21 protein-coding genes are annotated in these 22,120 nt (G+C 35.2%); 1 reads left to right on the top strand and 20 read right to left on the bottom strand.

Going from position 1 to position 22,120, the window contains the following annotated elements:
- Window positions 1-486: 486 nt before the first annotated feature.
- Window positions 487-687, top strand: coding sequence for a hypothetical protein (locus QY331_02190; protein ID WKZ70063.1), 201 nt, complete (start codon window positions 487-489; stop codon window positions 685-687).
- Here the strand turns inward: QY331_02190 and QY331_02185 are convergent.
- The 20 genes from QY331_02185 to QY331_02090 form a co-directional block, all read right to left on the bottom strand.
- The gene (locus QY331_02185; GenBank protein ID WKZ70062.1) at window positions 675-866 is read right to left on the bottom strand and encodes a hypothetical protein; all 192 of its coding nucleotides are present in this window, start codon (window positions 864-866) and stop codon (window positions 675-677) included. The genes QY331_02190 and QY331_02185 overlap by 13 nt on opposite strands.
- A gap of 182 nt (window positions 867-1,048) precedes the next feature.
- A complete protein-coding gene (locus QY331_02180; protein WKZ70061.1) occupies window positions 1,049-3,325 on the bottom strand; it encodes a TonB-dependent receptor in 2,277 nt (758 codons plus the stop codon).
- A gap of 102 nt (window positions 3,326-3,427) precedes the next feature.
- A complete protein-coding gene (locus QY331_02175; protein WKZ70060.1) occupies window positions 3,428-4,771 on the bottom strand; it encodes a BamA/TamA family outer membrane protein in 1,344 nt (447 codons plus the stop codon).
- An 85-nt stretch (window positions 4,772-4,856) separates the two neighbouring features.
- Window positions 4,857-6,200: an inositol-3-phosphate synthase gene (locus tag QY331_02170; protein WKZ70059.1), complete on the bottom strand. Its 1,344-nt coding sequence runs from the start codon at window positions 6,198-6,200 to the stop codon at window positions 4,857-4,859.
- 19 nt (window positions 6,201-6,219) lie between these two features.
- Window positions 6,220-6,945 (bottom strand): HAD family hydrolase, encoded by a 726-nt coding sequence (locus QY331_02165; GenBank protein ID WKZ70058.1) that lies wholly within the window; start codon window positions 6,943-6,945, stop codon window positions 6,220-6,222.
- Window positions 6,942-7,955: a lysylphosphatidylglycerol synthase transmembrane domain-containing protein gene (locus QY331_02160; protein ID WKZ70057.1), complete on the bottom strand. Its 1,014-nt coding sequence runs from the start codon at window positions 7,953-7,955 to the stop codon at window positions 6,942-6,944. The genes QY331_02165 and QY331_02160 overlap by 4 nt, the downstream gene beginning before the upstream one ends.
- Window positions 7,956-7,963: 8 nt before the next feature.
- On the bottom strand, window positions 7,964-8,878 hold the full coding sequence (locus QY331_02155) for a CDP-alcohol phosphatidyltransferase family protein (protein WKZ70056.1): 915 nt from the start codon (window positions 8,876-8,878) through the stop codon (window positions 7,964-7,966).
- 17 nt (window positions 8,879-8,895) lie between these two features.
- The gene (locus tag QY331_02150) at window positions 8,896-9,747 is read right to left on the bottom strand and encodes a hypothetical protein (GenBank protein ID WKZ70055.1); all 852 of its coding nucleotides are present in this window, start codon (window positions 9,745-9,747) and stop codon (window positions 8,896-8,898) included.
- Window positions 9,748-9,775: 28 nt separating this feature from the next.
- Window positions 9,776-10,738 carry an MlaD family protein gene (locus tag QY331_02145; GenBank protein WKZ70054.1) on the bottom strand — a complete coding sequence of 321 codons (963 nt, stop codon included), beginning with the start codon at window positions 10,736-10,738 and terminating at the stop codon, window positions 9,776-9,778.
- Window positions 10,728-11,507, bottom strand: a complete 780-nt coding sequence (locus QY331_02140; protein WKZ70053.1) for an ATP-binding cassette domain-containing protein — start codon at window positions 11,505-11,507, stop codon at window positions 10,728-10,730. The genes QY331_02145 and QY331_02140 overlap by 11 nt, the downstream gene beginning before the upstream one ends.
- A gap of 3 nt (window positions 11,508-11,510) precedes the next feature.
- The gene (locus QY331_02135) at window positions 11,511-12,266 is read right to left on the bottom strand and encodes an ABC transporter permease (GenBank protein WKZ70052.1); all 756 of its coding nucleotides are present in this window, start codon (window positions 12,264-12,266) and stop codon (window positions 11,511-11,513) included.
- Between the two features lie 16 nt (window positions 12,267-12,282).
- Complete coding sequence (locus tag QY331_02130) at window positions 12,283-12,984, bottom strand: sugar phosphate nucleotidyltransferase (protein ID WKZ70051.1); 702 nt, start codon at window positions 12,982-12,984, stop codon at window positions 12,283-12,285.
- A 36-nt stretch (window positions 12,985-13,020) separates the two neighbouring features.
- Window positions 13,021-13,563, bottom strand: coding sequence for an acyloxyacyl hydrolase (locus QY331_02125; protein WKZ70050.1), 543 nt, complete (start codon window positions 13,561-13,563; stop codon window positions 13,021-13,023).
- Window positions 13,564-13,575: 12 nt separating this feature from the next.
- A complete protein-coding gene (locus QY331_02120) occupies window positions 13,576-14,982 on the bottom strand; it encodes a DUF3943 domain-containing protein (protein ID WKZ70049.1) in 1,407 nt (468 codons plus the stop codon).
- A complete protein-coding gene (locus QY331_02115) occupies window positions 14,979-16,184 on the bottom strand; it encodes an ATP-binding protein (GenBank protein ID WKZ70048.1) in 1,206 nt (401 codons plus the stop codon). The genes QY331_02120 and QY331_02115 overlap by 4 nt, the downstream gene beginning before the upstream one ends.
- Window positions 16,185-17,267 (bottom strand): endonuclease/exonuclease/phosphatase family protein, encoded by a 1,083-nt coding sequence (locus QY331_02110; protein ID WKZ70047.1) that lies wholly within the window; start codon window positions 17,265-17,267, stop codon window positions 16,185-16,187.
- Window positions 17,268-17,275: 8 nt separating this feature from the next.
- Window positions 17,276-18,508, bottom strand: a complete 1,233-nt coding sequence (locus QY331_02105; GenBank protein WKZ70046.1) for a hypothetical protein — start codon at window positions 18,506-18,508, stop codon at window positions 17,276-17,278.
- A 1-nt stretch (window position 18,509) separates the two neighbouring features.
- Window positions 18,510-19,289 carry an outer membrane lipoprotein-sorting protein gene (locus QY331_02100; GenBank protein ID WKZ70045.1) on the bottom strand — a complete coding sequence of 260 codons (780 nt, stop codon included), beginning with the start codon at window positions 19,287-19,289 and terminating at the stop codon, window positions 18,510-18,512.
- Window positions 19,286-19,855: a YtfJ family protein gene (locus QY331_02095; protein ID WKZ70044.1), complete on the bottom strand. Its 570-nt coding sequence runs from the start codon at window positions 19,853-19,855 to the stop codon at window positions 19,286-19,288. Before QY331_02095 ends, QY331_02100 begins: the two co-directional genes overlap by 4 nt.
- The gene (locus tag QY331_02090; protein ID WKZ70043.1) at window positions 19,842-22,061 is read right to left on the bottom strand and encodes an MMPL family transporter; all 2,220 of its coding nucleotides are present in this window, start codon (window positions 22,059-22,061) and stop codon (window positions 19,842-19,844) included. Before QY331_02090 ends, QY331_02095 begins: the two co-directional genes overlap by 14 nt.
- Between the last annotated feature and the right edge of the window lie 59 nt (window positions 22,062-22,120).

Genomic DNA, 22,120 nt, shown 5'->3' with positions numbered 1-22,120 from the left:
AAACGGAAAATAAGTCTTAAACAATTATTTAACCCTTGCAAAAAAGTTTTTAATAGTCGATAACTAGTAGATGATAGGTTAAACAAATACTGTATCCCCAACCAATTCTAATTTGAAATTAGAGAAATTTCTGGATTGAATAAACCAAGTTTCATAAATAAACTTGGTTTATTGTAAGTGATACTATTTCATCAACAGTAATTTTCGTGTCTTTACAAGATCACAGGCTTGAAGTTTATAGAAATAGACACCACTTGAAAGATTGCTTGCAACAAATGTCACTTCATGATTACCGGGTTGAAGTTTTTGATTAATCAGTGTCCTAACTTCTCGACCAAGTTTATCCTATACAATTAACTTGGTTAGGAGGGGACGAGTATATTCGTCCCCTACATTTGGGGAACTGTAAATTTAATTTTTGTACTTGGATTGAATGGGTTTGGATAGTTCTGATATCATTGAAATACCGAAGTTAAATTTTATACTTTGACAGTTGTCGAATTGGGATCGCAAATTTTTATTTCATCAAACTATAATTGCGAATTTGATAACATTCTAAATTCATCTACTATTTCAGAAATTTCTACTGAACTCCTATCAGAAAGACCTTGCGGATTATACCGCGCATTATCCCAAGAACCGGTTTCGGAAGAAGATGATAAAGGTATTTCTACTTACTGCCATTGATCATTTATATCGACAACAGTATGGTCAATTGTATAACTCATTTTCCACGGATGATCTTCGGAATTTTCTTTCGTTTCGAGGAATCTTATTTCAAATTTTGAAAGCGGGTTGCTGCCTTTGATCCAAAAACTAATTAAGTAATTATTATGACTTAAGTAACTAAAATCCTTAATCGGCATAAACTCAAAACCGATTGAATTATATTGCGAAGGATTCGACCATGATATACAATAATCTCCTGTATAAGAATCAACATTATAAAAATTTAATTCCCTCCTTATAAAAATAAAACTCTTTAATTAGACAAGGTTGTGAACACTATTGTTTAACAAAAACAATAAGAATTAGATGTCTTGCTGAATCAAAACTTTGCCGTAAATCCGATAATAGGCATTATTCCAAAATCATATCTCGGCTCTGTTGTTACTGTGCCATCCTTGGCAGTTTTGAATGAATATGAAACGACATTATCCCTATTGTAGACATTCCACAAATCAAGGTAAACGGAAAATGACCAGCTATCGAAAACAAATTGCTTATCAATGCGAAGATCCAATTTGTGATAATCAGGATAACGTGCAGAATTGTTCTCACCGTTAATAATATAAAATATATTGTCAATTTTAGTTACACCTGTTACCGGAGTGTAAGGGTTGCCGGAAGCATACTGAAACTTCGCACCAATCTGCCAGCCCGCTCCTATCTCAAGTCCGAAAATCAAGTTAAGTATATGAGGGCGGTCATATTCAAAATCATACAACGCAGTTGATTCATAATCTCTTCTTTTTGAAATTGAATAAGAATAAGAAGCGCTTCCTACAAAACCATCGGTAAATTTCTTTTGAAGCGAGAATTCAACTCCTTGTGCATAACCGCTTCCGGTATTGATTAAAAGGTTTGAACTATCCGGATCAACTATCAGGTTCGAAAGCTCTTTATGATAAATTTCAATTCCAACTTTTGTATCTAATCCTAAACGGTATTCTAATCCTGCAATGTAATGATCGGCATAGCTGCTATTTAATGAAAGATTTCTTTCATCGGGCGCGACTTCGTAATTTGCGGGAGTCTGATAATATCTTCCCCAAGCAAAGTTAAGTTGCGCCTTTTTGGATAAATTATACGAAAGTGAGATACGAGGACTAAAATTAATTTCATCAGTTAATGAGAAATAATCGTAACGTAAGCCGACAGAAATCAACAACGGATCAACAACCCGGAATGATGATTGCAGAAAAAACATTGACTTAAATTCAGCATCAGGTTGATAAGAAATTGTGTTTGCAGGAGTGATTGTTCCGTCCCTAGTTGTATCGGCAGGGCTCCAAGATTCATTATGAGAATTGATCACTTTAAATTGTCCGCCAAGTTTCAAATTTAATTTCGACGAAAATTGATAATTAAATTCAGATCTCAAGCTGAATTCATCTTCACGAATATCTTCACCCAGTAAATCTCGCTCTAATTCCGTTCCTTGAATCGTATTCCAACCATTGCTTGTGTAGGAAGCCGTAACTAACGAGAATGCTTTTTCGGAAATGAGCGAGCGCCAATTAATTCCGATTGCAGAGCCGTAATCATCACGCGTCAAATAGTTGAAACGGTTCCAACTGTAAGTTTCTCCTTTTTCAATTCCTGTGCGTTCAATTTGATCTATATAATAAAATCCTACAAGACTGATTCTGTTATCTTTATTTAAATCAAATGAAATTTTCCCGACTGCATCGTAATAATTTGGAGCAACAGGTTTGTCAAGGAGTGAAGTAATCAAATCGAAATAACCTCGTCTAAGGGAGAAAATCATATTAGCATTATCAGTAAGAGGACCATCCATAGTTACACCAAAACCGGCAATATTTAAATTTACATCTGTATTCATTGTTTCTCTGTTCCCCTCTTTAAGAGTCATATCAAAGACAGATGACATTTTATCTCCATACTTGGCTGGGAAACCTCCGGTTAAGAAATCTACTTTTTGAATTAACGCCGGATTGACAATACTGATTACTCCCATTGACTCACCAGTTCTGGCAAAGTGTATCGGGTTATAGACTTCGATATTATCTAGCAGAGTAAGATTTTCTTCAGGACTACCGCCCCGCACAATTAGTTGTGCGCTTTTTGTACCAGCAGTTGCAACTCCGGGCATTGACTGCATAACTCTAAAAATATCTTCTGCCGAACCCGGTGATCTCCTTATTTCTTCTGGGGATATTGTTCTAAAGCTAACAGGGTTCTCAACCGGCTTTGCAAAATGATCGGCACTAACTTGAACTTCATCCATTTCCGTTACAGAGATGTGGAGCTTAAAATTAGCCGAGTGGTTCCGGTTTGGGTTAACTATCAAATCTGCATAAGTTGCCGATTCATACCCTATCATTGACACTTTTAGAATATAACTTCCGGGGGAAACATTTTTTATTACGTAATAGCCGCTCTCATCGCAAGCGGCTCCAATATCTGTATTTAAAATTATTACATTAGCACCTGGCAGTGGCTGCTGTGTTGTTGCATCTCTTACCTCGCCAGATATTATTCCTGTTTTAGTTTGGCCAACTATTTCGGTTATAAGAAGTGTCAGTACTAAAAAACTTAATACGGTTATCTTAGTAACAACTCGATACGAATTTTTATTCAAATGATACACTCCTTTAGTGACACATAAATTATTTGATATTCTAGTTGTGAAATATTGTTGGACGTGTTATGATTGATAACAAAAAATTTAGTTTAGCAATTTTCAAAACGCATGATCAACATACATCTGCAGGAACATCCCTTCATCTCCGAAGGCTGAGTCAACTCTTAGAATTAAGTTATTCATAAAAATTCTAACACCGCCACCGGCGCTCCATTTAATATCGGTATGAAGAGTTTCGATATTCCATTCAGGTGCAACTCTGCCGAGCTCGGCAAATACGGCAAGCTGAAGCCAGTGTACATTTAACTTTCTGGTAAACGACCAATAATCAAAAGGATTCCATGAGATAATCTGTCTATACTCTGCGCCGTAATAAATTGCCGCTCTATCGTTAAACCTGTCTTCGTAATAAGCTCGAAGTCTATATCTTCCGCCAAGGTATGCGCCTGTATAAGGCGGTGGACGGTAATATTTTTTAATTAAATTCCCTTCAGGATCAATACCTTCAACATCGTAACTATCCCAAGTTAATGTGTTGACAGTCCAGAAATCAAACGCCAAAACTTTCGGTAAGGAATTTTTGCTGCCGAACATTTCGTACAGCGGAAGATACCACCTGAGATCGGTTTCAACGACACTCCACGGAGCCATTGTATCAAACCATCCGAAGTCTCTTCTGAAAGCAAACTTTTGCAGACTGCCGCGTGTCGGGTTAACATAAAAATCCGTGTTCTCTCTAGTTAAAGCAAACTCAATTCCGTTGGTTGCAAAAGCCACGCGCTTTCTGTAAAAGGGTTTTATATCAATAAAAGTTCTTCCGCTTACGAACGGATTCCAGTGCGTAGCGCCCAGTTCCCCTGCAACCAAGATTCCATTTTCCAGTTTAGGCGAAAAGTGAATTTCATCTTTACCATGACCGATCGGTAGAAGAAATCTAAATTTCATTTCGTACCATTGATCCGATCCGCTAACTTCCATATAATCATTTTGATCGGAATCGTTACTCCCAGCGCGTTCTTTTGATGTTGCCGGAGGCGGTGAACCGGGTGGATCTTTGTAAACATTCAATGCTCCGAAATAACCACCGAGAATATCGGGGGCAATATAAAGCCGAGGATAAAACGGCAAATAAAATTCTCTGAATTGAATAAATCCGTACTTAGTACCGTTAGTACTTATCAGCCCTCCAGCATATAGCGACATATTTCTTTGCGACAAACCTTGAATGCCGATAAAACCTCCGGCAGCCCATCCGAATATTTCACTGTAAAGAGCAAACGGCAATGCGGAAACCACAACTTCTTGTTTTTCTTCCTTCACAGAATCTTTTTCGACAGCACTATTAAGTAACGCAGAAGACGGAGTGCGGGAATTTTTATCAAAAGTTTGCCCGTTGATTTCCGAAGAAAAAATCATACTTAATATCAGAAGTAGGTAAATCATATTTTCTTGGTTTCTATATTGGCCGTCTAGTTAATTTAGAAATCCCCGTAATCTCAAAGATCACGGAATTATTAGTATTTAGTTATTAATCAAAGCATTCATATTCTTCAACACTATGTTCCACACCGTTTGTGTCGAGATGAGTAATCGGCATTTCGTTCATTAATTTTCTGAGCGTATTTTTTAATTTCATCGATTGGATAAACAAATCGTGTTCTGGAATAACATTTTCCGAATGCATCGGACTCTTAAAGAACAAAGACATCCACTCTTGCATTCCTTTCATATTGCTTCTTTGTGCGAGATCGGCAAATAAGATAAGGTCAAGCATGATCGGTGCAGCTAGAATCGAATCACGGCAGAGGAAATTGATTTTCAATTCCATCGGGTAACCTAGCCAACCGAAAATATCGATATTATCCCAGCCTTCCTTGTTATCGCCGCGCGGCGGATAATAATTGATACGAACTTTGTGATAGTAATCTGAATAAAGTTCTTGGTACAATTCGGGTTGCAGTATTGTCCCAAGTACCGATAACTTACTTTCTTCCTTAGTTTTAAATGAACCCGGGTCATCCAAAACTTCACCGTCTCTATTACCTAAGATATTATTCGAGAACCAGCCGTTTAATCCGAGCATCCTCATTTTCAACATCGGGGCTATTACTGTTTTGATTAACGTTTGCCCAGTTTTAAAATCTTTACCGGCAACCGGTACTTCGTTTTTGATTGCAAGATCAACTATTGCCGGGATATCCACACAAAGATTCGGTGAACCGTTAATGAACGGTACTCCTTCCGAAACTGCCGCATATGCATACAGCATACTTGGAGATATATCCAGGTCGTTGTTTTTCATACCATCTTCAAACGCCTTAATTGTTTTATGAACATCTTGCTGCTCGATAAAAATCTCAGTGCTCCCTGCCCAAACTACAACCACACGATCAAGCGAATTCATTTCCTTGAATAATTGTATGTCATCACGAAGCTGCAACATAAGTTCATACTTTGTTCTGCCTTCCTTTACATGATCTCCTTTTAATCTTTTCACATAATATTGATCGAATACCGCTTTCATGGGTTTAATGGCTTTCAGCTCTTCGGTAACGTTATTGAGATCTTTTTCGTTTAACACTTTGGCATAATTGGCGGCTTCAAAAATGCTTTCATTTCTAATATCCCATCCGCCGAAAACGAGATCATCAATCGAATTCAACGGAACAAAGTCTTTTATCATCGGGAAATTATTAGCAGCTCTTTTCCCAATTCTAATAGTACCCATTTGTGTTAATGAACCGATAGGCAGCGACAAACCTTTTTTAACGGCAAAGATACCTGCTAAAAAAGTAGTTGAAACAGCTCCGTTCAAGCCAACAATTAAAACACCGAGCTTCCCTTCAGGTTTTTTAATTCCAATATTTTCCATGATTATTCTCCTTTCATTATTAATAAGCGTAATTTTTATTCAATGTTTTTATTAAATCCGGCAATTGCTTAAGTGATTCAATTATAAAATCGGCACTGCTTGTATCTTTAACTTCACTCCAACCTTTACCTTTTAACCAAATGGTTTTACATCCTAATAGTTTAGCCGGAACAATATCGTTTCCGTACGAATCTCCGACCATAGCAGTTTCATTTGCTTGGATATCAATTTTATTTAACGCCATTTTGAATATCTCTTCATTAGGTTTTCTAACACCAACAACCGTCGAATCAATTACCGCTTTGAAATATTTCATTAAATCAAGATCTTCCAAAACTTTATTAATGTTACCGTAATAATTGGAAATCAATCCCAACGTATGATCTTGTTCCAGTATTGCTAAAGTTAACTTTGTGATTTCTATATTATTCTTAACTTGACTTATTAAGTACTTCACCAACTCGTCAAGTATCATATACGAAAAGCCTGATAGGAGATTATTACTTTCGAGGTAATTGAACTGATAATAAATTTGTGTCTTGTAAGTTCTCTCTAATCCATAATCTTTCTTAATCACATTTGGGATATATCTTTCCGAATAGACATAAGCTTTTCTAAAATCCTCTTTTTCAACCGGAAGATGGAAATGTTGATAAACTTCCCAAAACTTTTCACTCCAGTGTACCCCGTGAGTATCGAGAGTTCCACCGTAATCGAATATTATATTTTTTATTTCGATGTTCATTTTATATCCGCGTAATTAATCACTTCTTTGTTTGGAATATTTGTTTTTCGAAATTGAATCAAGAGTAAGCCTATTAAAATCCAGAAAAACTCTCGGATTCTATTTACCAGACCAATATAAATTCCGATTGCAGATGTGAACTTCAATAATCCCATTATTAAAAAGAGACTTCCTTCGCGCACACCTAAATTCATCGGGATGAAAAAGAATAAGTTCATAAACAAAGAAGAAAATGCGTTTATATAAATTGCTTCTTGAAATGATATTTCAATTCCAATTGCTTTTAGTATAAATATAAATTCAACTGAAGCAACAAAACGTGCGGCAACTTCAAGCATTAAAGAAGAATAAAAATCTCTTCTACTTTTGTTATAGAAATTGGTTATTTGTTCGTCGATGTCAACAAGTGAATCTTCTTTCGTTTTTAATTTTTCAACAAGCTTTGCGGTAAACGGAAGTTTGGGAATAATTTTAAAAAGACTTATAAATACTCCCTTCTTGTGACGTGAATAAAAAAACCATATCCCCAAAAGAGCAGCAATAAATCCCGCACTAAAAATTATTTGAAGTTCGTCGGATAAAGTTAGAGATAAGAGAATGAGTACAATTGCAGCTATCCAATAAATAAATGAGGAGAAAAAGTGAAGCATCGAATAAAGTATTACCGAAGAAACGGCATTATTAGTTCCGAGTTTTTCTTTCAGTACCAGTACTTTGTAGGGTTCTCCGCCAAGATTAATTACCGGCGTGATATAGTTAATTGCAAATCCGCTTAAAGATATTGTAAAAATTTCCGCGAATGATATTTTCTCTTTTTGAGGTTTTAAAACAAACCGCCAAGCTAAGGCATTCAATAAATATACAAATAACCAAACTCCAATAATCGGTACCAGCCACCACCCTGTTTTTTGAATATTAGTTAATATATTCTCGAGGCCGAATTCAGAAATAAGCAAAACAAAGATTATTAGTCCCAAAACAAAAAATATCGTTTTAACTTTTCTGTTCATCTTTTATCTCAATTGATGTTTACTTTTAATGCTTCATCAAAAATAGTTGAACTGTTCTTCTCGTGTTTTAGGACCACATAAATAAACAATATGTTTAGCAATGTAAGCTCAAAAAGGAAATAGAGTATCGGTTCATTTAAGAACAGCGCAATAAACAAAAAAATCATGCGTGTGTTAGTTGTAAGTATGTTAAAATATTTTACAAGCGGTTGATTCATTTTTTTATAAAGAGATGATATCCTTTCCGGAATATTTAATGCGAATTTATTCTTTGCTAGGTCATATAACTTGATAATGTTTTTGGAAAAGAGTTCTTGCTCTAAAGTATAATTAAGGTAAACACGCATTAAAAATTTTTGATAAAAGTTTTTTCCCCAGCTTAGCTTGTAATATTTCTCCCTTATGTTCTCGGACTCCTCAATTTCGCTTTTATCTTTCCCGTGTAAGAACATCAAGTAATAGTTGCGAAGGTAATCTGCATAAGCTGATTGAAATGAGTGACTGATTCCCGCTACTACAAGCAAAAGAATACTTGAAGGATCATAACCGTTATTAATAAATCTGAAATACAAGTGAAGATAAATACTTACGAACCACAGGTTACCGGCTAGTCCGTCAAGTATTCTTCCAATTCTACTTTTTGTGTTTGTAATACGTGCTAGCTGACCGTCAGCGCTATCCATTGTATTGGCTAATATTAATAGCGCTATGCCGAACAGATTTAATGAAATACTTTCATAGTAGAAAAAATGGCCTGCGGCAATACCGACAAATATACTTATGATTGTGACCGCATTAGGTGTGAGTCCCAAAGCTTTAAACCCGAGAGCCATAACATAACCTAAAGGTCTGTAAAATATTTTGTCTAATGTTTCCTCTGTATCTTTAGCTTTATAAGTTGATTTAATAGAATGTGCTTGCATCATCACTTTCCTTTTTATTAAATAACATGTTTGAGACTTGCCTTGTATTCTTCAATAAATTTAACTGCGTTGGAGTAAATTGACTTTGCGATAAATTTACTTGCTTCATCTCTAAAGTTTGCAAAACTGGGCCAATCATTAATATCAATTATTGTTATTGATCCATTTTCCGAAATGATTGCATCACCGCCATAAATGTACAAGTTCAAAATGTCTGCTGATTTTTCGGAGAGTTCTCTTAATCGGTTTTGATCAAATCTATAATGATTGTTTCCGTTTACGTAATACCATCTAAAAAAATCTGTGTCTCTTACCGAATAAAACTTTATCACATCACCGCAAATATGTTCTTGAAGAATCGCCTCATTAATTCCTCGGTGGGCAAACTCTTTTAATAAAAAGTTCAACTCTTCATCACTGTAAACCAGCGACACATCTTCTCTGTGCACCGCGTGGACATCTCCGCGCTTGACCCATAACTTTCGCTCGCCTACTTCCGATATTTTGTATTGTCTATCCAATTCAGTTGATACAATCTTGCTCCTAGGAAAAGGAATTTGTGCAGCTTTTAGTTTAGCTATCATCCTGACTCGGTAGCAATCCAGACTAGATAGGGGTGAATTGATAATATATTTTCCATCCTCTTTAAGTTCAGCTAATTTCTTAAGTGCTTTTTCACCACGTGTCATTGAAAAAATTGTGTTTTCCTTTATTCTGTCCGTAAATACATCCGCTTCTTCGTAAAGTTTACAATCAACACCAAGCTTCATTAACTCTTGAGCTGTTTTTAATATTATCAGGTTGTCATTAGTTATTTGATTAGGCGAGAAATCAGTTTTTCTTCTTATGCCTGCTAACTGCAGCTTCATTTTATCACCTCGTTTATAAAATTATTTTCTAAAAGACAGATATATTTATGTATCTATCCGGATTTTCTTTTACATCAACAATCAGCTTGTTTAACTCTTCAATCAGCATTGTAATTTTTGCATAGGTTCCGGTATCATTCAACGCTCCGCCTATAATTGTATTATTGTTATCTGTTTTCAATACTAATTGATTTAGATTATCAGTGAGATCATTTAACTCATTATAAAAACTATCATCCACTAAAAGCTTACCCAAAGTACCTTTGCCGGAATTCAATGAATCGGTCAGCATTTTAATATTGCCTGCTAACGAATTAATGTTATCGTAGAATTCTGTTGTATTAACCAATTTACCTATTGTATTATTTGGTTGATTAAGTTTTGCCGTAAATTCATCAAGATTGGTAAGCATCGAATTAAATCGTACTGCAAATGTTGAATTAATAACCAGTTCTCCTATGCTTCCCTTGCCCCGTGAGATTGAATCCGTAATTATTTTAAGATTGCTTACAACAGCATTTACATTATTTGCGATTGGCTCAATCTTATCGGTTAGCTTATCAAGTGAGAGTGATTCTTTTACCGGCAGAATATCGCCGTTTTTAAGGTTCGGTTCGAAAGTATTGCCCATTGAAATATTTATTAATTTTTCACCCAGTAAACCGCTCGTTTCTATTCTCGCAAATGATTTATCGGTTATGTGATTTGAATATTCTTCACGTATTGAAAGTCTTAACAGCACCAAATTATCTTCGTCTATGGATATAAATTCAATTTTATCAATTTCTCCTACTTTCAACCCCGCTAATGATACAGAAGCTCCCTCTCGTAAACCTTGAGTGTCTTTTAAGAGTATCTTCAATTCATAAGTGTTTCTTAAATAGTTACCTTTCGTTCCAACCAACACAACAAAAAGAAAGAATATTATTAAGCCAAGAAACACAGTGTATCCTACTCTCATCTTATATAATTTTGAATTTCTATTGAACATTTATCATTCCTCTTTGATTTTTCCTCACTGCAGACCAATGATTTTCTCTTCTAATTTGCGAAAAGAATTCCCTTACAAACGTGTTTGTTGATTCCATTATTCTTCCGATAGATCCTGACTCCATAATTGAGCCGTTATTAATCACGGTAAATCGATCCCCAATCTGGATAGCATCGTTTAGTATATGAGTAACAACTACCGAAGTAGTTCCATTTTGTTTTAACTTATCAATTAAATCAAGAACAGCTCCAGAATTAATCGGATCTAAACCTGTAGTTGGTTCGTCAAATAATATAACTTTTGGCCTAAGGGCTAATGCCCGGGCAATTGCAACTCTTTTTTTCATTCCGCCGCTTAATTCTCCCGGGTATAAGTTTTCTGTTCCGGGCATATTAACATAACTCAGAAGCTCTTTTGCCTTTAACACTAACTCCTTTTCTGACTTTTCACTTCTGCCCGGTAAAAAGTAGACTATGTTTTCCGCAACAGACAGCGAATCGAATAAGGCATTGCTTTGAAAAACTATTCCGATATTTTTTCTCACTTCCAATACTTCGGAGTCATCCATTGTTGTTATATCTTTCCCATCAACTAATACGCTGCCTTTATCGGGCAGCCAAAGACCAAGAATAATTCTAAGCAACGAACTTTTACCTGCACCGCTGGGCCCTAATATTACTGAAGTAAGTCCTTGTTTAATTTCACAATTAACATTTTTGAGGATAGTTTTACTGTTTAGCGTTAGCGATATATTTTTTAGAGCTATCATTCTTTACAAGACTTCCCAAACAATTTTTGTGAATATAAAATCAAGTATTAAAATTGTAACCGATGTAAACACAACAGCATTGACTGTATTTTTACCCAAGCCTGCGGTTCCGCCTTTAGTTTTCAAGCCGAAGTAACAACTCATTGAACCAACAAAAAAACCATAGAATAACGGTTTAATAAAGCCAACAAATAAGTCTTTCATTTCTAGAACACTTATTGCAGTATTCCAAAACGAGTTCATGTCAACATGAAAGGTTTGATTAGCAACCAGCATTCCGCCTAAAATTCCCGCAATATCTGCAATTAGTGTTAACGGTAAAAACATCAGCGTTGCGGCAATTGTCCTTACGACAACCAATCTACGAATTGGATCAGCGCCAAATGCCCTAAGAGCATCTATTTGATCGCTCAATTGCATGGCACCCAACTCGGAAGCATTTTTAGCTCCTGTTCGTGCCGCTAAAAGAAGTCCGGTTACAACCGGTCCTAACTCTCTTACCATTCCTAATGAAACGGTTCTGCTTATTAATGCCGTAGCTCCGAAGATTTTTAATTGGTGCCCGGTTTCAATTGCAAGAATTACACCGGAGAAAATACCACCGAGAAATACAAGTAATAAAGACTTAGTGCCTACCAAGTACATTTCTTGTATTGTGTCGTCCCAGTGCTCTTTTACCGCGCCAAGATTTACAACTATGTTTTTAAGCAACAAAGTTTGGTCTTGAAGATGTATGATTATATTTTTGAAACGAGACACTTCTTAAAGTCCTTTCTTAGTTATAATTTCCTAAAAGAAAATCTTCGGCTTTTTTAATATCCAATACATGATCAACATCAATAATTTTTGAGAAAGGGTAAGAATACATTCTCAATTCTTTCTGTAATAAATACCTCAAAAAGTTTCTCAATCGATTAACACCTTGTTCTGCTGCTTCATCAACGTATTTTTTAATATCCTTATTGAACAGGTATAAACCGCCGGTTACAAATTCACAATCTTTATTGTTATCCGTAAGACTCACTATCCTCAAGTCTTTTTCAACTTCAGCATAAAGAGGTTTTTCGTCATCTATAAAATTGGTAACAGCCAAAACCGCATCCGCATCATTTTTATTTAAACCGTAATCGAGAAAAGCTGAAAATTCTTTTTCCTTAAAAACGGAATCGGTTGTTGTTAGCAGAAAGGGTGATGCTGTAAACCTGCTCAATTGATATAAGCTGTGGAATGAACTTGGTGTTGATTTCACTACTAGATTTAATGGGTGATTTGTACAATTTTCATGCAAAAATCTTTCTAGTTCTTCCGATTCTTCATTAATAATACATACAATTGAATTGAATCCGTTTTTAAGCGCTAAATCGATTATTCTCTGTATCACTGGAACGCCGTTAATTTCAACAAGAGGTTTAGGAATGTTAATTCCTTCTTCTTTTAACCTCAGACCCTGACCAGCTGCTATAATTGCTAAATCCATAATCTTAATCTCTTTATGTTAATATTAAAACACAGTTTACAGCACATAAACGACTTCGATATAGTGAATATTTAAACCGGGATTTTTTTCATATAAGCCAGCATTGGACATGTGCTCAAACCGATAGCCTAATTCAATTTCAGTAGTGGGAGAAACAGCTAATGCTATATGACTTTTGAAATTGAATGCTCCGCCGAGATCAAAATTGTTGAATATATGATTAGTCATTAAGCTGGGTTTGAGACCGGTTGAAACTGAGAAAATATCTTTATAGTTAATTATGCTTAATGTTGGACCAATTGAAAACAATAATGAACTGTTTGCTTTATCCCTTACAACACCAAGAGCCATTTCGAAAGAGATATCGAGCGGATCGAAAATATTATCCGTCATTGAATATATTGGAGGAACTGTATGTAAATAGACTTCATACACAGATAAGTCCAAATCTTTTTTATGTGTATCATTTATCCCCGTTCTTACACCATAATGTACTTGCTGTGCAAAGCCATTCGAAACAAACACAATCAAAAACATTGACCTTATTATTAAGGAAGTATATATAATTTTATTTTTCATATTCCTTTCTCATTAAATCGAGTACTTGACATAAAATCTCAATGCAGCATTCGAGCTACTGTAATCAGGATATTTTTCATATTCGCCGTAACGTTCATAAAGAAGGAATTCTAGTCCGAGTGTGGTTTTTTCAAATATGTGATAATTTATACCGGTCATAAGCAAACCGACAAATTCCTCCCCGTCGGCTCCGGCAAGTGTATGGATCCAATATCTTTTATAGTTTGAATAAACTTCCGCGAAATCATCAAATAAGAATTTAATACCGATACTTCCACTTGCACCGGGACCGAGATTATAATCTTTTCCTTCTTCGGCAGCATATTCTGAGTTTGTACCCCCCATCAATATTCCCGATGCGGTTATATTGTTTTCCATCTCAACTAATGATGAAATGTCGATGCGATTTATTAATTTTCCGGTAAGACTTGTAGCTGTTAATTTGTATACTTGATTACTCAAAAAATCAACCTCTTTATACAGACCAATTATGTTGTTGGAGTTATTAAAAAGATTTACTTTTTTATCCGTAAGAACACCACTTGCAAATATTCCTATAATATCATCACCTTCGGCAATATTAACTTCACCGTGAAGCGAGAAATAATCAAAAGGAGATTTATGATTTTTTACATCATTAATATTTCCGTAAATCAGATTAGCTCTAAACGCTGCATAAGTTTTACTAATATCATTTTCGAAAAACACATTATGAGCTCCGGTTGAAATAACTATTTTATAATTTTGTGGATTATTAGATGTTCCAGACCTCCACATATCTCCTTTAATAAGACGGTTGAATCCATGCATGGGATTTATTACGGTAGAAGTTAACTCTCGAAAAAATCTTTCAAATCCAGTTGCACTCTCATCAATAATTAAGTTTGAAACGCGATAGGAAATTTCGCCAAATGTTATGCCGGTTACAGAAGTATTTACAAGATCATTATAAGAAGGAGGTTCATTTTCCATAAAAAACTCCCACATTAGGCTGCCGCCTACTGCATATGGAACTGATTCCCAAAACTCCAACCCGTTTGATCTTGCTGTATTGAAATAATTTGCACCGTGAAACGGATGAAAAAATTGATTTGTTAAATAATTATCCTCATCCCAAACAAACCCGGTTTCAAAATTATCGCCTATTGTTTTGAAACTTATTTTTGCAAAATCTTGATCAGAAACATAAGTGTTAAATGCACCGACAAACAAATTTAGACCTACAACTTCTACTGCAGGAATTAAGTAATTCTTTTCAACTCTCGTATTTCCATTCGTACTTTCTTGCCAATAATTTTTATTCTCCGCAGATAAGCCATAAGGCAAATTTTTCGTGGAAACATTTTGAGTTTGTGCCGTAATTGATGACAGCAAAAGGATTATTAAAAACAACTGTATCCTAACTTTTTTGATTTTCATTTTAATTCCTGCTTAGTTATAAATATTAACGTAATCTTCGTACCGATCCCTACTTCACTTGCAATTTTTATTTCAATATCGTTCAGATCACAAAACTTTTTTACAACAGACATTCCCAAGCCGGCTCCTTCAAATTTTCGACTATATCCATTCGATTCCTGTGTAAAATCGTTGAATATTTTTGATAAATAATCTTGGGATATTCCTATACCGGTATCCGTTATCTCTACAATAAGATTGAAATCACTATCTCTCTTCAGAATTAGTTCAACTTGTCCTTTATCTGTAAATTTTATTGCATTATCTATCAGGTTGGAAAATATTTGCATTAGACTGTATTCATCACCGATAGTTTTTGTATGACCCGTTGTGGAAATTAAATTTAGTTTTAGTCTTTTAATGTCCGCATTATCTTTAAATTCAGTTATTAGATGAGAAAGAATTAAGTTGAGATCAACCTCCTTAAATACGGGATTATAAAGATTACTGGTTAACTCAGCTGAATTTAAAATTAGATCAACTGTTTTAGTTATTCTTCTACTGGATGACTTTATAACTCTAAAATAATTTGGATATGCAAAGATGTTATCCATGTTTAATTCTTCTTCGAGTAGATTTATCGCTATAATCATTGCATGAAGAGGGGATCTGATTTCATGAGACATCTGCATGAGAAATTGCGATTTCATTTGTTCAATTTTCTTAGCTTCTTCTGCAATTTTTTCCAGTTCATCTTCTCTTACCTTCATTTTGCTAATGTCTCTCATCATAACAAGTATGGCTTTCTTATTTTCAAAATAAATTTCCGATGCAATACCTTGTATATAATGAGGTTCATTTTTTAGATTAACGATCCTTACTTCCGCAATCACCGAATCTTCACCACTTGAAATAATCTTAGATAGACTGTTGCGTGCTTTATTTTTGTGCGATTCTTCAACAAAATCCAACATTGAATTATTAATCAAATCATTATCGTTATCTGCACCGAACAGATTTAGAGCCTCCTCATTGGCGAAAATTATTCTATCTTCGTTAAGAACTACAATCGGTTCGGGTGATAATTCAATTAAATGTTTATACTGATTCAGAACGATTTCTGTTTTTTTTGAAAAGATATTCTTCATTAAAGAAAACCATCTCTCATATAACAAATAAGTATCAAAAGCATACCAATAATTTTGTTGTGTTATTGAATTCATCTAATTATTTCCGTAATTGTTAATTATAAAATCCGCATAGACCGGGTAATGATCTGACAGAATAATATTTAATTTTTTATATCGTACGGGTATTACTCCATTAGCAGAGAAAAGATAATCTATACGCAAGGATGGGAACGGGGGTCTAAATGTATTACCAAGCAAAGAATTTGAAACCGAGTAACTGTCATCTGCTATTTTATTGAATTTCTTTATTGTGCTTGAACTTGGATGAGCATTAAAATCTCCGCCGAAAACCACCGGTCCGTTTATTGTTTTTATATAATCAATAATGAAATCACCCTCCATTTGATGTGTATCAATTAAATATTTACTCCAACGCAACGATTCAAATAAGCTGTTATCTTTAGGTCTACCGCCAAGCAATCTCATTGAAATAATATTCACCGACGTTCCGTTAACATCAATAACCGCGTGTAAAAATGCACGATGGGGGTTTCGATGGAGCGTATCAATATCGTTTCCACTGCTTAAGGATGCTTGATAACTTGGAAATTCTATTTCTTTAAAAGTTTGTATTGGATATTTAGTTAGAATTGCAGATGACTCAGGACGTCCGGTTATTGCTTTGTAAGGGAACGCAATGGAATCAAAAATTTCAGCTTGCTTATCAGTAAGTACATTCTCTGTTAGCAAAACTACATCAGCATTAATTTTCTTGATCCCTTCGATTACACTACGAAAACCTTTTGAATAATATTGGACATTAACGGCAGCAACAGAAATATTATTTGCACCAGAGGATTGTTTTGGTTGAGAATTGGTCAATCCCCTAAAATTAATTTCCCCGCTAATTGCAATGTGCATAATTAGTATTGCTAAAAAAACAGATGCCGACCTCCTGTAGCCTAATATAGTCCTGAGGGCAAAGACCGGTAAAGCAACTACAGTTAACCACAATGGAGGTAGATAATCAAATCCATAGAAGATCGAATTATAGACTGGGAGACCTATTTTATCGATCACTGAGATTAAGATTATCAACATTACAAAAACAGCCGGCACCTTAATAAGATTGTTAATGATTGATTTTATAATATGTATTATTCTTTTCTTACTCATTACTCATCTTAAAAACTATACTTCAACTTTGTGTAAATCATATCGTTTTTATCATATCTCCCAAACTGACCTTCATCGCCGACAAACAGATTTGCACCTAACATTATTTCAAATCCGTCAACAAAATCATATGTTACTTTCGGTCGAATAAGTGCATCGCCTTCATTCAAACCGATGTACGAAAACAGTTCAACATTCAAAGTTTCTCTTAAGAAATCCATAGTTGCTAAAAACGTAACTGTATTTTCAAACTCATCGGTAACCATGTAATCATCATAATCCATAATTGCCTGCTGAATGAATTGACTGCTCAATTTCAAATCGCCGATTGTGTAGTCAATCCCGAGTAAATAATGGAGATAATCTTTTTCTACAACACCTTCGCTTAAAGTCGGATTAATGGATTGAAAATTTTTACCGGTATAATATGCACCCTCGCCTCTAAGAACTATTGGTCCAAGTGTTGTACTGAAGCTTCCGCCGAATGTCGTTAAACGATGATGTTCAGGTATAAGCACAACAGAATCAACAACGCCGGTAGTTTGATTTAATATTTTTTGTGAATGAAAAGTCGGATCATCGTCCCAAGAATACGCTGTCATTAATTCAAAATCGATTGCGGATGAAAGCAACGAGTATTTTGCAAATATTTCACTGTTGCTGAGTTTATCTTTCACTTCGGTATTTGCATAATCGACACTATACGGCAAAGGATAATCCGGCTGCAGACTCCAAATGGAATTTTGATTCGGCAATTGTGTCGGAGTAAAAACCGGAATCCAAACGAGTTCGAAAGTGCTGCTGCCTAAGTAATAATTAAATTTTAGTGAAGTTACGCCTACTCGGATTTCGCTGAATTCCGGGAGCAGAAACTCTCTCATATCTTTCGGAGAAACAATATCGGTAATGAATACTCCGTCTCCTTTTCCCCAAACAATCTGCTGTTTTCCGATTCGTATGTCGAAAGAATCAAAGTATAAATCCATATATGCTTGTCTAAATCCTAGTTCCAAATCTTTGTCTGAATAATGATAAAGAAACGGGTTCACTTTGAAATACACATCGCCGCGACTGTGTTCGAGATTAATATCGAACGTGTTTTGGATAATTGAGTATTCACTTTCACCCGTTGTCAATGCCCCTAGGTATGTTCTTGCATAACCGCTTAGAATTAAATCTTGTGCATTGCTAAACGTAAACAATAACAAGAGCAATAGAATAAATAATTTTTTGCTAAACATTTTAGATACCTCGCTTCATCATTCTTTCTGTAAACATGCTATCATCAATGCCGGTGTTCAGTTTTACCTCTTTTAGTTTCATTATAGTTTTGTGATCTTTTTGAATATTGTGCATTTCAGAATGAAGTATCGTCCAAAAACCGTCAATCTTATCATACTTTTCGACGGTAAGATTCTTTAGATGATCCCCGTCTTCGTCATAAAACTCCTTTTTTAGTCCGATCCATTTGTCTTTACTTACCCATACAAATGTTTTCGAATACATATAGTTTTCTTCTTTTGGAATGCTTTCAATTACATAGCATTCCTCTCCATTAAGTTTTTCCTCACGTATAAGTTTATGAGTATCTTCTGATGGATGACGGTCTCCGAGATCATCATATGTAAAGTCTGATCCCATAAAGTAATCGCTTTTACTGTCGCTTGAAATTCGCTTAACTTTTTTAAGCGCAGGGAGATAAATCCACTGATCATCATCTTTGCCTTCTTCATCATAACTCCAGTTCATGAATGAAGTATTTCGCACATCAGCAGGTGAAAGAAAGAACATTATACTTTTTTCTTCTTTACCATAGTCTTTGCTGAATTGCTGAATTTCACGGACTCTTTCATCACCGCGTGAATTGATCAGTGTCATAGTTAATTCTGATGTAGCATCTTCACCGGTTTCACGGTAATAAACGTTTTCGACGATTTTCTGTCCGGTTAAATTTTCCTGGGCATGTATCGTCATTCCAAGGGCAAATACCAGTAATGTCATTATTATTTTTGTGAGTTTCATTTTGATTCTCCTTTATTTATTTGTAATTCTATTCTGCTCAGTAATTCGTTTTCAACCTCTTCCTTTAATTCATCCGAATAAAGAGAGACAACCACACCGTTATCACTAATTAGAAGAATATTCGGATTATCTCCGGACAACTCCCATTTGTTCAATACTACTTCATTTTTATCGAGCACATAAATTTTTGTTGTATCTTCTTTAGCTTTACCTCTTACTTTACCTTCAATAATTGAATTGGGAATCCAAGTTGCTTCGGTGTTTAGTATAAGCGTTACTTGAAATTTATCCTTACTATAATTCCGTTTGTCGATCATTTCAAGAAATTTTTGGACATTGCTCTGTTGATCGGGCGCAACGTATAAAAGCAAATTGATTTTTCCTTTTAGTCTCTTACTTAACCATGAAGATCCATCAATATTTCCGCCGTTTTCTTTATCCAAAAATACTTCAGGCGGAATTTTATTTATTTCAACCTGAGCGCTTACCGAAAGCGATATAAAGCAAATCATTACCACTAACCGGCATATAGTTCTAATAATATTTTGATTCTTATTTGTTCTCATCAGCATTCCTTTTCTTTTTGAAATACACGTTTGATTTATAAAGAACTAAGAACATTATTGTAACTGTACCGATGAAGCTTGTAAACATATTGAGGGAGACTAACGCACCAAGAGATCTGTTTGGCGGAAATACGGAAAACAATAGGACTAAGAAACCTGCTATCACTACAACAGCATTAAAGCTTATTGCTCTTCCGGAATGATGCATCGTTTCTTTAATTGTTAATTCTTTATCCCCCGATTCGAGCGCGTAAATTTTATATCTCTCGATAAAGTGAACCGCGTAGTCAATTCCTATACCAACCGCAATACTTGAAATTAATGCCGTTGTTGTGCTTAAAGGTATGTTGAATATTCCCATCAGTCCGAAACTGATGATTGCAGTTATAGTGATTGGGATGGACCCGATTAAGCCGATTGAGATTTTCTTGAACATAATTGAAAGAAGTACAATTATAATTAACAATGAAAGGAGAAGGCTGTTAATCTGTCCTTCCAAAATAAGATCGGTAAATACGAGAGCTTTATAACCCGATCCGGCATATTCAATATTTATATTATAGTTTGCGAAATCATCTTTATACTCATCGAGTTTTTCAATTGCGCGGTTTACTTCTTTCGAATTATCACTCTTTAGTTGAACATTCACATTTGCCTTTTTGTAATCGTAGTCGACAACTTTCCAAAGATTATCCGGGTCGCCGGACATTTCGTAAAGAAGTAGATATTGAGCAATCAAATTTTGGGACTCGGGTATGGTGTTATAGGCATCATTATCAGCGTTCATTACTTTGTTCATTCTTTTTATGTAATCCGCCAATGAAAATGAATTACCTACCACATCAATCGATTCGACGTCTTTCTGCATTTTGTCGATTAACCGTTGAACTTCAGGTTCTTTGAATTTATCGTGTTCATCCGAATCGAGAATCACATTTAGTGTATTTGTACCGCCGAAGTGTTGATTTATAAATGCATCTGTTTGAACTATATCGCTGTCTTTTTCAAACTTGTCGAGAAAACTTGAGTTGATCCAAACTTCATTTATCTCAATTACCGAGACAACTATAATAAAAGCGGTAACCGAAATTACAAGAAGCTTGAATTTTACCGTCCACTCGGCAAACTTATAGGAGAATTTTCCGCTTTCTTCTTTTGATTTTTCATGATGAACTTTTCTTCTCGGCAATCCGAATACAATTATTGCAGCAGGAATCAAAACAAGCGAAAATACCATTGCCATCATGACTCCGAATGCAGTAAACAATCCAAAATATTTGATTGGATAGACTTCGGATGTCAAAAGCGAGATAAATCCGACTGCTGTTGTAACGGAAGTCATGACAATCGGTTTCCACATCTCTTTGATCATGTCTTTTACTGCATCTAACTTATTTGCATCGGGATGCTCAAATAGATAGAGATCAAGATGGCTATAAAGGTGGATGCCATCCGCAACACCTATTGCAATAAGCATAACTGGCATCATTGTCGAAACCGAGTAAATAGGAATCCCGATAACCGCCATTAATCCGAAAGCCCAAATTGTGCTAAATAGAACTACGAGTAAGGTGAAGATCGTATTTCTTACACTTCGCATAACAAAATAAAGCACAAGTATTATAACAACTATTACAATAGGCACCATTATCATCATATCTTTCGGGGCGAGATAAGCAAGAGTTCCTTCAACTATCGGAACGCCAGCTACATGTAGCTTTTCGGGTCCTTCATAAGAATGCGCTAAATTCAATACCTCATGATAAAATTCGATTGTAAAAACATCATCATCTATTGCCGCAACAATGAGCGCTATCTTTTCATTTTCCGATACAATTCGCTTAAAAACCATATCATTGCTTCGAACATCCGATTGCAATTGCTTTAATTCTTCTTCGGTTTGAGGAATCTTATCGTAAAAATCTTTTACATCCAGACTCCCTTCGGTTCCGACAATATTTTCAGCAGTATACAGTGAAGTAACATCATCTTTATTAATCTCCTCCATCTTTTGAAGTTCGCGAGTAAGATCTTTTATTTTCTTTAATGTAGAGGGATTATATATTCCTGCTTTATTTTCGACCGCGATCAATATACCGTCATTAATATCGAATATCTCTTCGGCTTGATCACTGAAAACAAATGCGGGATGATCATACGGCATATATTCATCAAGATCGGTTTCCATTCTCGAATTTTCTATCATTCTATCCATGAAAAACAGGGATATAATTAGAATTAATACAAGAGCAATTATAGATCCGA

This window comes from Melioribacteraceae bacterium (assembly GCA_030584085.1).
Taxonomy (GTDB): domain Bacteria; phylum Bacteroidota; class Ignavibacteria; order Ignavibacteriales; family Melioribacteraceae; genus SURF-28.
The sequence above is the reverse complement of the archived record's forward strand: the minus strand, read 5'-3'. Positions and strand labels throughout refer to the sequence as shown.

Coding starts and splice junctions, on each gene's coding strand:
- QY331_02105 (WKZ70046.1), bottom strand. CDS start 18,508: ATGTTTAGCAAAAAATTATTTATTCTATTGCTCTTGTTATTGTTTACG.
- QY331_02140 (WKZ70053.1), bottom strand. CDS start 11,507: ATGATAGCTCTAAAAAATATATCGCTAACGCTAAACAGTAAAACTATC.
- QY331_02160 (WKZ70057.1), bottom strand. CDS start 7,955: ATGAACAGAAAAGTTAAAACGATATTTTTTGTTTTGGGACTAATAATC.
- QY331_02090 (WKZ70043.1), bottom strand. CDS start 22,061: ATGATAGAAAATTCGAGAATGGAAACCGATCTTGATGAATATATGCCG.
- QY331_02125 (WKZ70050.1), bottom strand. CDS start 13,563: ATGAAAAATAAAATTATATATACTTCCTTAATAATAAGGTCAATGTTT.
- QY331_02100 (WKZ70045.1), bottom strand. CDS start 19,289: ATGAAACTCACAAAAATAATAATGACATTACTGGTATTTGCCCTTGGA.
- QY331_02155 (WKZ70056.1), bottom strand. CDS start 8,878: ATGCAAGCACATTCTATTAAATCAACTTATAAAGCTAAAGATACAGAG.
- QY331_02150 (WKZ70055.1), bottom strand. CDS start 9,747: ATGAAGCTGCAGTTAGCAGGCATAAGAAGAAAAACTGATTTCTCGCCT.
- QY331_02170 (WKZ70059.1), bottom strand. CDS start 6,200: ATGGAAAATATTGGAATTAAAAAACCTGAAGGGAAGCTCGGTGTTTTA.
- QY331_02095 (WKZ70044.1), bottom strand. CDS start 19,855: ATGAGAACAAATAAGAATCAAAATATTATTAGAACTATATGCCGGTTA.
- QY331_02145 (WKZ70054.1), bottom strand. CDS start 10,738: ATGTTCAATAGAAATTCAAAATTATATAAGATGAGAGTAGGATACACT.
- QY331_02110 (WKZ70047.1), bottom strand. CDS start 17,267: ATGAGTAAGAAAAGAATAATACATATTATAAAATCAATCATTAACAAT.
- QY331_02165 (WKZ70058.1), bottom strand. CDS start 6,945: ATGAACATCGAAATAAAAAATATAATATTCGATTACGGTGGAACTCTC.
- QY331_02130 (WKZ70051.1), bottom strand. CDS start 12,984: ATGGATTTAGCAATTATAGCAGCTGGTCAGGGTCTGAGGTTAAAAGAA.
- QY331_02115 (WKZ70048.1), bottom strand. CDS start 16,184: ATGAATTCAATAACACAACAAAATTATTGGTATGCTTTTGATACTTAT.
- QY331_02185 (WKZ70062.1), bottom strand. CDS start 866: ATGCCGATTAAGGATTTTAGTTACTTAAGTCATAATAATTACTTAATT.
- QY331_02175 (WKZ70060.1), bottom strand. CDS start 4,771: ATGATTTACCTACTTCTGATATTAAGTATGATTTTTTCTTCGGAAATC.
- QY331_02120 (WKZ70049.1), bottom strand. CDS start 14,982: ATGAAAATCAAAAAAGTTAGGATACAGTTGTTTTTAATAATCCTTTTG.